10 protein-coding genes and 1 pseudogene are annotated in these 12211 nt (G+C 50.9%); 3 read left to right on the top strand and 8 right to left on the bottom strand.

Annotated features, from left to right (window positions below; all coding sequences use genetic code 11):
- The first annotated feature begins 13 nt into the window (after nt 1-13).
- Nucleotides 14-883 carry a glucosamine inositolphosphorylceramide transferase family protein gene (locus EMQ_RS02040; RefSeq protein ID WP_132012037.1) on the top strand — a complete coding sequence of 290 codons (870 nt, stop codon included), beginning with the start codon at nt 14-16 and terminating at the stop codon, nt 881-883.
- A gap of 103 nt (nt 884-986) precedes the next feature.
- Here the strand turns inward: EMQ_RS02040 and EMQ_RS02035 are convergent, their stop codons facing one another.
- Entirely contained in the window at nt 987-1940 is a 954-nt protein-coding gene (locus EMQ_RS02035; RefSeq protein WP_132012036.1) for a hypothetical protein, read from the bottom strand.
- 407 nt (nt 1941-2347) lie between these two features.
- Between EMQ_RS02035 and EMQ_RS02030 the strand changes: the two are divergent.
- A pseudogene (locus EMQ_RS02030) lies at nt 2348-3101 on the top strand (IS5 family transposase).
- A gap of 522 nt (nt 3102-3623) precedes the next feature.
- Here EMQ_RS02030 and EMQ_RS02025 read toward each other — a convergent pair.
- Genes EMQ_RS02025 through EMQ_RS01995 form a run of 7 tightly spaced genes read right to left on the bottom strand, consistent with a single transcriptional unit; the run spans nt 3624 to nt 8592 of the window.
- Nucleotides 3624-5297 carry an ArnT family glycosyltransferase gene (locus EMQ_RS02025; protein ID WP_018308542.1) on the bottom strand — a complete coding sequence of 558 codons (1674 nt, stop codon included), beginning with the start codon at nt 5295-5297 and terminating at the stop codon, nt 3624-3626.
- The gene (locus EMQ_RS02020; protein ID WP_018308543.1) at nt 5291-6031 is read right to left on the bottom strand and encodes a glycosyltransferase family 2 protein; all 741 of its coding nucleotides are present in this window, start codon (nt 6029-6031) and stop codon (nt 5291-5293) included. Before EMQ_RS02020 ends, EMQ_RS02025 begins: the two co-directional genes overlap by 7 nt.
- Before the next feature lie 55 nt (nt 6032-6086).
- Entirely contained in the window at nt 6087-6581 is a 495-nt protein-coding gene (locus EMQ_RS02015) for an ATP synthase F0 subunit B (protein ID WP_291363705.1), read from the bottom strand.
- 22 nt (nt 6582-6603) lie between these two features.
- Nucleotides 6604-7218, bottom strand: coding sequence for a F0F1 ATP synthase subunit B family protein (locus tag EMQ_RS02010; protein ID WP_010667432.1), 615 nt, complete (start codon nt 7216-7218; stop codon nt 6604-6606).
- Between the two features lie 15 nt (nt 7219-7233).
- Entirely contained in the window at nt 7234-7458 is a 225-nt protein-coding gene (locus EMQ_RS02005; RefSeq protein ID WP_010667433.1) for an ATP synthase subunit C family protein, read from the bottom strand.
- 51 nt (nt 7459-7509) lie between these two features.
- Nucleotides 7510-8259 carry a F0F1 ATP synthase subunit A gene (locus tag EMQ_RS02000; RefSeq protein WP_010667434.1) on the bottom strand — a complete coding sequence of 250 codons (750 nt, stop codon included), beginning with the start codon at nt 8257-8259 and terminating at the stop codon, nt 7510-7512.
- A 36-nt stretch (nt 8260-8295) separates the two neighbouring features.
- Complete coding sequence (locus EMQ_RS01995; RefSeq protein WP_010667435.1) at nt 8296-8592, bottom strand: AtpZ/AtpI family protein; 297 nt, start codon at nt 8590-8592, stop codon at nt 8296-8298.
- 331 nt (nt 8593-8923) lie between these two features.
- Here EMQ_RS01995 and EMQ_RS01990 point away from each other — a divergent pair, with 331 nt between their 5' ends.
- Nucleotides 8924-12202, top strand: coding sequence for a Hint domain-containing protein (locus EMQ_RS01990; protein WP_231368017.1), 3279 nt, complete (start codon nt 8924-8926; stop codon nt 12200-12202).
- Nucleotides 12203-12211: the final 9 nt, after the last annotated feature.

The following is a 12211-nucleotide window of genomic DNA, read 5'->3' as shown; positions in this document are numbered from 1 at the left end:
CTATTGACTCATCATGAGTATTTTCAGGACCGATATCTGGAAAACGGGAGCCATTACTGCTCCCATACAGCGCATAATCGAAGCGGGTTCTATTGATCCATTTCCGATTCACTGGCTGCCCTTGAACGGTTCTTTCCGTTCCCTATCCGATCCGTTCGGTTTGTGGCACAAAGGTGATCTCTATGTTCTTGCTAAATATTATGACTACCGGACACGCAAAAGCGTCATAAAGGCTTTTCGTCTGAATGGAATGTTTCAGGTCATGGAGGAACGAGTTGTTCTTTCTGAAACCTGGAATCTGGCTTACCCAACACTCATCGAAGACGACGGTGAAATCTGGATGCTTCCAGATCCTTGTGGATCGAACAGACTGACGTTGTACCGTGCTGTAGATTTTCCTTGGCGATGGGAAACTGTACCTGAGTTTTCATTTCCCTGCCCTACGATTAACGCAACGCCTGTGAAAAGTGATGGGGTGTGGTGGATGTTTTATACTTCGCCTGACTCTGCGCCCAAGACGCTCAAAATTGCCCAGTCAACGCATTTGTGCGGACCATGGGAAAACATCTCCATGCAGACAACTGAAGGTGATAAAAGCATTAGTAGGATGGGCGGCTCTCCTGTCATACAAGAAGGCAGGATCATATTACCGACTCGGACTGACTCCAATGTTTATGGCGATAGCGTCCGTCTTATAGATGCCACCCTCCCTCTATCGACTACTTCCAGCTTTAATCCTGGCACCGAACTGAGAGCGCCAGCACGTTGCGCTCCATATACACAAGGGCTGCATACGCTATCGGCCGCTGGAGATGTAACTTTCATTGATACCAAGCGTATTGACCGAAATTGGCTGCATAGATTGATAATCGATGCTAGATAATCTTGTTAAATTACAATAACATCTCATTCAAAATATATTGCTGATCTTTCTGTTTTAGCAGAAGAACAATCAGTAGGTATCTATACGGTAAATAATACTATTTTTAGAATTTGGCAGCCTCACCATCCCACGTTACTACTTTTCCAGGACCACAAATTCCACCCACAGTTCCACCAAAGCCATACACTGTCGCAGGAAGTTTGACATTACTCCACGAGACCTTGGTTTCCACATAACATGGCTGTTTTGGTGCTTTTGGATTCCACCCGTTTACAGTAATCGTCGAACCAGCGCTCATATACAATGAACCGGCAGCCACACCAGGGAGAGCATTCAATACGATCTCTGGCTTTTTGTTTTCGCTGTTTTCCAAATGCCCGGTAAAATCAGTTGGTCCGTTCAAAAACATCTGCTGATTGTTATAATCGAAACTTGTCCCTTGAAAATCCAGTTCAATATTTGATTCCTCGTCAAGCCCAACAATCGCATTGTTGTAAATAGCACCACCAACAAAAGTATTTCTTTCTCCGGCATTTTTTGTACCAGGAGGTACAAAAATTCCAGTATTCCCTCCCCCAATTATTACATTGAACATATCAACTCCCCAAACTCCGCTGCCTAGGACCAATCCATGATCAAACCCCTGAATAGATACACTTGAAAGAGTAAAGGCAGCATTAGTAACATAATCTCTTGGATTATCATAATTCATGACAATTCCATCAATTGATTTGCTTCCAAAAAGAGTAATATGCTCAAGTTTATTAATTGTAGCGTCGCTACGGTGCCCATATCCTTCTTCAGATATATAAAGGCATGCGCCATTATTCATGCGGCATTCAAATAAGGCATCTCTTATGGTAACCATTTCAGGATTTATCTTTAATGTCTTTGAAAGTACCTTTTTAGCACCATGCAGATCAATAATGCAGGAGTTTTTTTTTGTATAACAAACATCCAACTGATCTTGTAAAGCAGAACTATCATCAGCCGCTCTGGCAGAATGAAGATTACCCACAAAACACAATGCAAACAGGATGTTACGATAATATATCATTCCCATTAACCCATATATTATGCATTTTTTATATATTTATTCGCATATTGCGAAAAAATGCAAGCTTTCCGAAAAATCCAAATTATTCCCTATAAGTAAAAGATTTTTTAAAATTCATAATTCTCTTTATTAAAATACAGCAAAACATAAATATTTATTCATTTAATGTAAATAGCAATTATAAAAATAGGGAAGAAAAATACTAGATATTTTATTTCAAAAATTATTTTTAATCTATCAACACTTTTTTATGATTTATAAATGTGATTGAATTTCTTTTTTTCTGTTTTGCTATTGCAATCTGTCGAAATATCCTAGGTCGTGTCGTCAGTCAGTATCTGGCGCTATGAGGCTTGTACTTCCGTTTGATCTGTGAAGTTTTCTCTCTGTTTTCAGGGAGAGAATGAATGCGTCGATATGGCCTGAGTGACAGCCAGTGGGAACGGATAAAGGATCTCCTCCCGGGGCGCGAAGGCCATGTTGGCGGAATGGCTGCCGATAACCGTCTGTTAGTGGAAGCGGTTCTGTATCGTTACCGTGCCGGCATTCCCCGGCGTGACCCGCCTGTCCGTTTTGGTGACTGGAAAAACGTCCACCGACGGTTGAGTCGCTGGTGCGAAGGCGGCGTGATCGAATGGATTTTCCGGCATCTGGCCGCCGATCGCGACAACGACTACATGATGATCGACAGCACGATTGTCCGGGCGCACCAGCACAGTGCGGGGGCGCTTAAAAAAGGGGCATGGATCAGGCTATCGGGCGATCCCGTGGCGGACTGACTTCGAAAATCTACGCCATTGTCGACGCCGCAGGAAAGGCGGTGGCGCTTTCCCTGACGCCCGGGCAGAGAGCGGACATCACAGAAGCAGCCCCCTGCTGGATGAAGTCGATCCTGCAGCTTTTATCGCCGACAAGGCTTATGATGCTGATCCGCTTATCAAAAAGATCGAAGAACGGCAGATCGTACCGGTTATCCCTTCAAGGAAAAATCGACGCGATCCACGGAAAATCAGCTTCCAGCTCTACAAAAACAGAAACATCATTGAACGCTTCTTCGCCAGACTGAAGCAGATCAGAGGCATTGCAACACGCTACGACAAGCTGAAGTCAACCTTCTTCACTGCCGTTCAACTCGTCTCCGCCATCATCGGAATTAACTGATGACATGCCCTAATGTTTTTTGGCTGTTCAAACATACACAAAAATTTCCTTCCTTATCTTGTCTGCACAATCATCAGTCAAAATAGTTTAACTATGCGTCATAGAAATTTTGATTGCCCAACCGTTAACTTCACCACAAATCACTCAACCATTAATCTCTTTGAAACCTTCTTGAATTATCAAAATCCTCACTTCACTATCTTCTAGAAGTATAAGGATAAAGATATGCGCATAGTCGAAGCCGCTCGACTGATCACGACAGGCCGCATTAATCCCGAAACTCTCTGGGAAATTACGACACCTGCAGAACGGGTCACAATTGCCCTGCTGGCAGGCCGACCTGACTATCTACCTAACAATGCCAACACACCCACGGCTGCGTGGTCTGTCATGGATACTCGTTGTCGTTCTCTGGTCCAGCGTAGAGCGCCAGTTCATGTAAGACGCTGCTTGCCTGATTATAGGCCTCTGCCAAACAGCTTAACTCTCGAGCCCAACCTACAGAAAATAAAACCACATGATTCATCTGTTCAAAACGCCATATATACCAATATCCAACCACTTACCTGTTGAATAATTAAATCCTGAAACTCGCCCATATTCGATCGTCTTAATAGATGTACTCGACAGTTCTTCGTTAAAAACTTTTTCATTACGCCTATCAACCAAAGCTAGTCCACAAGATCTATTGGTTTTCAACATGAGCGCGGCATTTTTTGCAGTATCAAATTTAATTTTTCCATGCATCAAAAATACAAAGCTGGGTTCAGAAAATGAACTTGATATGATTTCGGAATCAGAACAGGGCAAGTGCTGATTAACTGCCACCGTCAGTCTGGGAGACAGCCATATTTGATGTAGATGAGGAATAACACCCAAAAATAATCCCACATAAATCAGAACAGCAGATCCCATTGCATAGAATACTGCCTGCCTCATTCTGACTGCAATAACAGCTCGCGCAGCTAAAATTAAAAGAGGGAAACTACCAATAGCGGTAAGCCATGCTTCAGCAGGCACGCTACCTTCAATGACTTTACTGATAACTATTCCTGCCAGCGACAACGCCACTCCGATAACGAGGCAAATGCCGCCATAGACAAACAAAGCTATTCTGCTCCACTTTTTTTGTGGCCAACTCCATCCTTTGTTCGAACAACAGAGGGCCGCCCCAGTAAACAGAGCGATTGCTGGATATGTCGGCAAAACATAATGAGGGAGCTTCGTTGCTATTAATTCAAAGACAATCCAGTGCGGAATAATCCAGCAAAGTAGATACTGGATCTGCCAGCTTGTTCTACGTGCCCAAATAAATGGAAGTGACGCTGCAGCAAAAAAGGAACCCGGCCAGAAAGCCAGTCCAAAAACAAGAAGATGGAAACCTGGAGGAGCGCCGTGAGCTTCCTGGCCCTGCCCTATTTTTCCTAAAAAATTTCTTCCGACAGAGTGTTGAAAAAAATCTCCATGGCTAACGACGCCAATCGCAACACACCAAGGCACTACAATAGCCAGCATAACAAGCCAGCCCCACCCAAAGCGTAAGCGCTGAAGCCAGGATCCGTTTCTCTCAACAAGGGCCAGACACAAGGGTGTTCCAAGGCCAGGAATAAGAATGACAGGCCCTTTGAGCATAAGACCGCAACCCAAGGCACTCCAGAACAGCAAAGCCGTTTTAACCGGGGTCCTACGATCTTTACTTCTATCCTCAAGGACAAGAAGAAGCGAAAATTCAGCGAGGAGAACAGCGAGTAACAGCGTACTGTCAATTGTCGCCATTCTGCCTTCAGCTTCCACAAGAACTGAAGTCGCCAACAAGGCACCCGAGAGCAGCCCTGCCACGGGATTGAACAGTATAGCTCCCATCCATGCTGTCAGACCGATAGCGGATGTCATCGCAACAAGCGAAGGGATGCGATAAGCCCACACAGCCCTATCGGAGAGTGTTCCTGTTAAAGAAACGGCGGCGGCCTCTAGCCAGTAAATTCCAGCGGGCTGAAGATATCGTGGTTTATCCTGAAACCGCACATCAATGAAATCATGGCTCTCAAGCATCTGGGCTGTAGCCTGCATGTAACGCGGCTCATCCCGATCAAAGGGAGGTATGCTTGCTCGTCCAGGCAATAGAAGCAAAAAAGCGCAGAAAACAAGAAGCAGCAGGCGATTGATAAATGTGCTCGTCAGCTTGCTCTTCAGCATTCTTCGACTGTTTCAGGCAATCGGGTTCTGTTTCTCAGCCACACAACGCCCAGCAGATCTCGCACTCCAACAATGGCGCGTCCAAGATTGGTATATTTGGACTCTCCATGAAGCCGGGAACGATGCCTCACCGGCTTACATACCAATGGAACCCTGTAGGTTTTCATGAGGGCGGGAAGAAAGCGATGCAATCCCTCAAATTGGGGCAAGTTCAAGAAGTCTTCACGCAGAAAGACCTTCATCGGGGCACCGGTGTCGGGGCACTCATCGGCCAGAATGCGCTGACGAAGACCATTCGCAAAACGTGTCGCAAGACGACGCCATATCGTATCGCTACGTTTCACTCTCGTTCCAACGACGAGAGGCGCATGACCTGCTTTTTGGCCAGAAAGTCCCAATGCAAACAATTCGGGGATTTCGGATGGATCGTCCTGTCCATCCCCATCTATCGTTGCAATCCAGCGACCTTTTGCGTTTTTGATACCTGTTCTTAAGGCACCGGATTTGCCACAGCGTTTGTTGTGCCTGAGAATACGCAATTCCTGCAGACCAGAAATCGTCTCTCGGGCCTGACGCAACATATCCAGCGTGCCATCCACACTGCCGTCATCGACAAAAATGACTTCACAGACAGGAAGATTTGGCAGGACAGTAGCCAATTCCTGACACACAGGAATAATATTTTCCTGCTCGTTTAGCACCGTTACAACAATGCTTAAAACAGGCGAGCCCACAGAGAAATTTTCATTCTCTGTGGAACATGTTTCCTTACTCGACAACAAAGATCTATTAGGCTGCACGAGCAGTCAGGGCGGCAGGCAGATCTGCAATCGCCTTATCAATCATGGAAACAGATGACTCTGGGTTAACTGTCTCTTCAATCACAAGCCGAGCGCTTTTAAAAGCAGCCTCAACCGCAGCAGCTCGAACCTCTTCAACAGCAGCTCGTTCTGCAGCCGCAATGCGATCACGAGCCATCTGCTCGCGACGGCTCAACATTTCTTCAGCTTCGACACGGGCTTTTGAAGCCATATCTTCTGCCTGCTTGCGTGCCTGCTCGATAACGGCATTTGCTTCCGCGTAAGCCTGCTCACGCTCACGCGTCGCATCTTCACGCATCTGCTCGGCTTCACGACGAAGACGGGCAGCCTCTTCAAGTTCTACCCGAATACGATCGGCACGAGCATCGAGAAGCTCTCTAAGCGGTTTCCAGATCTTTGGTCCAAAGATCACAAAAAACAGCACAAATGACGTCGCGTACCAGAAGCCAGCTTCCTGAAAAATTGTCACTGACATTATCTCCCTGTCACGCGATTGCCGAAATAGTTGACTTTTCAGCGGCTACCTTTGCGACAGCTGCTTCAATCCTGACACGATCAGGCTTTGTTCCGGTCAACTTCTGCACCAACGCTTCAGCAACATCGGATGCAATCGGCTTAAGGGACTCAAGAGCCCTGGAGCGTTCTTCCGCAACAGCTTTTTCGGCTGAAGCAATTTCAACTTCCAGCTTGGAACCCAATTCAGCCAGGCGAGACGCTGTCTGCTTGCGTTCTTCATCAAGCACAGCATCAAGATGCGCCTGAGCTTCGGCAGCGGCTGCCTTTTTTGTCTCGTTCAATTCACGAACGGCATTGTCTGCATCGACTTTTGCCGCATGCGCCTGATCGAGGTCGCCATTTATACGCTGACTACGGCTGGCAAGAACCGTATCAACCTTCGGCAATGCCCAACTACGCAAAGCGAGGTAGAAAAACAGAAAGATGCCAGCACCCCAGATAACCTGCCCCGTAAGGAGCGGGTTTCTGAAGTCCAGCTGAGGCATACCCGCCGCGTGCGCGCCGGGCGCCGCCGCCATGAGAAGCGGCAGACTCGAGACTCCTGCAACGAGAGAGTGACGAATCAGGGAAACCGGATTGCGCACGAAGCTACTCCGTCCTCAGACGAACAGGATCAGGAAGGCGATCAGAAGGGCGAACAGCGCAACAGCTTCTGTCAGCGCGAAACCAAGCATGCCAAGGCCGAACACGTGCGGACGAGCCGCAGGATTACGGGCAATGCTGCTGACCAGCGTGGAGAAGATGTTGCCGAGCCCGATGCCGACACCGGCAAGGGCGATTACAGCGATACCGGCACCGATTTCACGGGCTGAAGCGAGGTCCATTTTGATTTTCCCTATTAACGAAAAAACGTAACCCGACGGGGTCTGCCCCAATTAGTGGGACACAGCCTCCCTCAGATAGATGCAGGTCAGAATAGCAAACACATAGGCCTGCAGAACACCAACCAGCAATTCCAGCCCCATCAGCGCAATGTTGATCACGAGAGGGCCAACCGCGAGCACATCACCAATGAAGCCAAGGCCGGCCAGCATGATAACGAAGCTTGCGAAGATATCGAACATCACATGGCCAGCCACCATATTGGCGAACAGTCGGATCGAAAGGCTGACCGGACGTGACAGAAAGGAAAGAATTTCAATCGGCACCAGCAGCGGAGCCAGCAGCACCGGCGCTCCCGCAGGCATGAAATGCGCGAAGAACTTGAACCCCTGCACCCTCAGCGAAACAACGATCGCGATCAGGAACACCATGAGCGCCAAGGCGAATGTCACAGCGATATGGCTGGTGAAGGTATAGGAGAAGGGGATGAGCCCCAGATAGTTACCAGCGAGGATAAAGAAGAACAGAGCGAAAATGAAAGGAAAGAAAGCTGTCCCTTCAGGTCCAATCGTATCCACCGCCAGATTATGGATGAACTCGTAGCAGATTTCAGCCGCAGCTTGAAGGCGACCAGGAACAACTGCTGCCGGTTTCATCCCGAAATGAAGGAAAGCCAGAACAAGCACGCATGCCACAACCATGAAAATGGGTGCCTGACTGAGACTTAGAGCCTCGCCCAGCCCACCCAGAACCGGATGCAGCTCGAACTGCTCGAGCACGTTGATACTTGAACCGCCCGCCAACGTTATTCTCCCCGACCTTTCTGGTCGCTCGGATTCTTATTCTTGCCGTTCCAGCGACTGCATCAGCCGCCAGACATTCAGGATACCGGCGCCACCGCCAAGAAGTGCAAAGATCACGATGAAAAGGGCTCTGAAATGGAACCAGCGGTCCAGTCCCCACCCTGCCAGCACACCAACGACGAGTCCGCCCAGCATTTCACTCCCTGCCCTTGCCGCCAGAGACAGGAGCGATTTGTCCTGAGCATCCGGTTTCTGGTCAGTGATCTGCTTACCCGAGACGCGCTTTTGCGCAGCCCGGAGACGTTCGTCAAAGGAAGTTCTGTCCTCGGTCACTCGCACCTCCCAACTGGGTGCATCGGCTTGCTAACGACCCTGCATTTCCCTGTCAAGCAAGCGTGACACTTCTGTAACCAACTGACCATGCGGAATACCGTTCCGTCACGTGGAAAAAGCCCATTTTCAATGCTCTTTTTGCGAATAAAACCCCGTTTTAAACGGAGTTTTAACGCGCGTTGCCGTCCTTTTAACAGCCATCAGAAATAGATCAGTGCGACAGTACGGATCAGCAGACGACGCGGTCAAAACGATTCTGATTCTGACAGATCAGCCTTCCTGGACCGACATCTGCATAAAGAAATCGAGACCGGTCAATGAAGGCGCTGTCATGACAACCTCCTCCAGTTTTTCCGACACTGACAGCTTTGTCCTCAGCGGTCAGACCGTTACTGTTGCTCCCGGCACGATTGCCTCGGCAGTAACCGTTCTTGGGGACGGAACTCTGGTCGTCAGCGGTGTCGCGAACGGCACCAGACTACAGGGCACGACAGCAGGTTCGGCGCAGGAAATCGTGCAGAGCGGTGGCACCGAGCAGAATGTGACTGTCCTGTCCGGATCCGTGCAGGTCATGAGTGGGGGGCTGCTGAATACGGGTATAGCGCTTGCAGGAGGCTCTATAGCACTCTCCAGCGGCGCGGTGGCCGATAGCCTTGTCGCAGGAAGTAAAGGCGCCATCACAATATCATCCGCTGAAGTGACATCCGTGACGTTCACCGGCGGAACCGTGACCGTCGCGGATGCGCGTGTTCCGGTGCAGACGGTTTCCTCCGGGACACTCGTTCTTGGCAGCGCAACCTCTGTCACGGGATTACAGATGGGGACCGATGGCACGCTGATTCTCAACGGTGGCAGCGCATCCGGTACAGTGATCAGTGGCGTGTCGGCTCAGGAGCAGATTCTGGCTCCGGCAGGATCAGGCGGCGTTACGGATCAGGATTTTCTCATCCTCGATGGCGGTTCACAGCAGGTCATGAATGGCGCATCGGTAGAAAACGGGACAGTCGCGTCAGGAGGAAGCCAGACGCTACAGAGCGGAACATCGGCCCGGCAGGTTATCGTTGCTTCTGGCGGAATCCAGACCGTCGCTTCCGGTGCAACGGCCGTAAATGACGTCGTCGAGGCAGGTGGTTTTGTGACAAATGATGGCACACTCGTTTTTGAGGGCCAAAGTTCCGTCGCAGGCCAGATTTCAGGGGCCGGAGCGATCACCCAGACCGGTTCTGGTACGACTCTGCAATTCACATCAGGCGCTCTGGAGCATTTTTCCGGCAGCATTGCCCTCTCCGGCGGCACCGTCATTGTCGCTGACGGCGCTGAAGCCAGCCATGTCCAGTTCCTTTTCTCCACCTCAGGCGGAGAATCTCTGGTGCTGGGCTCAGTCCCGACAAGCCTCACTCTCTCCGGTTTCGGCGCGAATGACAGCGTTTTCCTGTCCGGCGTGACATCGGACACATCGCTTTCTCTCGGCAGCGGATCACAACTGACACTCGAATCGGGTGGTGCGGCTGTCGAGACAATCTTTCTCGACAGCGGAACGGACTACAGCAATGCAAACCTGACACTGGTTGAAAATGCGGACGGTACCGGCGCCACCCTGTCGTTTGGCGGGGCTGCCTCCCCCCACATTGATACGGTCATTGCCAGTGGCGATGTCGGCACGGTGGTCGCCACAGATGAAAACGCCCTCATTCCAGCCACATCCCTTGCCATCAACACAATGGTTGAGGCTGGAGGACGGCTTTATGTCGACGGTCTGGGCGTGCAGAACGAAGTGCATGGCACCGACGTTGTCGATTCTGGCGGACGGGTCGTGCAGACCAGCCTTTATGGCTCCGAGGAAGTGCTGGCGGGCGGCTCGGCCTCAGCCACCAGCGTCATAGGCGGTACACAGTCCGTCCTCGGCGGAACAGCCACCGAAACGACCATTACGGGCCGCTATAATGCGAACAATCTTGGCCCAGACATGATGATCGACGGGACGCAGATCGTCGGCGCGGGTGGACTGTCCAGCGACACGACGATGAATGTGGCTTTTGCAGGAAACACTTATCTGCCTTTTGGTCAGGCTATTTCCGACAGCATTCAATATGTCGAAAACGGTGGCACAGCGATCGACACCACGCTGACAGGCCTGCATCTGGGCTGGCTCTACCACACCACTCCCATGTGGGCGGATGGCTATGCCCAGCAGATCGTCATGTCTGGCGGGACTGCGATTCATACGACGGCCAACGCCAACGCCAACATTGATGTGCAGGCAGGCGGCTCGGCAGCCAATATCGCATTGGATGGCGGCACACTCACTCTTGAGAAAGGCGCTCTTTACACAGGCACCCTCACCTTTCTGCCGAACAACGATCCGGGGCAAACGGTCTACGGCATGTCGGGCAGCCATACGACGCAGTCAGTGCTGAACATCACGATGGATCAACTCGCATCCATCACCATTCAGGGCTTTGACGTTATCGGTGCGGTCTCGTCGATGGGGCTGACTTCGCTTTACAGCGCGTCAGGCACCCAGACTGTCAGCACGATCAACCAGATTGTCATTACCGACCTGACATTCGCCGGAACGGCCAATGAGATCGATACCGGATTCATCGATTCTGAAGGCGTTCTGACCGTGACTGAGAGGAGCGAAAGCGTGTCCATCCACCTTGGTGGCACATTTGGCTCACCATTCTACTTTCAGCGCGCTCCTGATGGCGGCACCCGAATCACCTACGGCGTACCCTGCTATTGCCCCGGAACACTCATCACCACACCTGATGGAGAGCGACCCATTGAGACTCTCTCAATTGGTGACGTCATCCAGACAGCTTCTGGAGAATGTCGCGCGATTCGGTGGATCGGGCGACGCAGCTATGACGGACGCTTTGCCGCTGGCAACCCGGATATCCTGCCCGTCGTCATTCAGGCAGGCGCTCTGGGGAATGGTCTTCCGCGCCGGACCCTGCGTGTATCGCCGCTTCACGCGATGGCGTTGGACAACAAACTCATTCCTACAAGCCTGCTGATCAACGGCTCCAGCATAACCCAGACGCGCAGGCCACGCCGCGTGGATTACATCCATATCGAACTCGAGACTCACGATCTCCTGCTGGCGGAAGGGGCCGCCTCTGAAACATTTGTCGACGATGACAGCCGGGCCATGTTCCACAACGCTACTGAATATGCGGCGCTTTATCCCGAGGACATGCGTCAGACGGCACGTTTCTGCCTGCCCCGCATCGAAGATGGTCCGCACCTCGAAGCGATCAGACAGCGCTTAAAAGCGCTTGCTGCTGACGTCATGGAGCGTAATCGGGTCAGCGGCTTTGTAGACGCAGTCACTTCCACGACGATTGAGGGCTGGGCACGCTGTGATGCCGCATCTGACACGCCGCGTGAGCTGATTATCTATAGCCGGGACATCGAACTGGGCCGTGTCACAGCGGATCGTTTCAGAGAGGATCTGACTGGAGAAGGACGTTATTCAGGGCGGCACGCGTTCCGCTTCGTCTGTGATGGCCCGGTGGTGGCGGACCTGATCCATGTTGAGGATGCTGACACAGGAGACTGTCTGATCAATCCGGCAAGTGGATCGCTGCACGATCATGCCGCCTGAGCGTTTCCG

Origin of the sequence: Acetobacter aceti NBRC 14818 (genome assembly GCF_000193495.2) — a bacterium.
Taxonomy (GTDB): domain Bacteria; phylum Pseudomonadota; class Alphaproteobacteria; order Acetobacterales; family Acetobacteraceae; genus Acetobacter; species Acetobacter aceti.
This window is presented reverse-complemented; position numbering and strand designations above follow the sequence as displayed.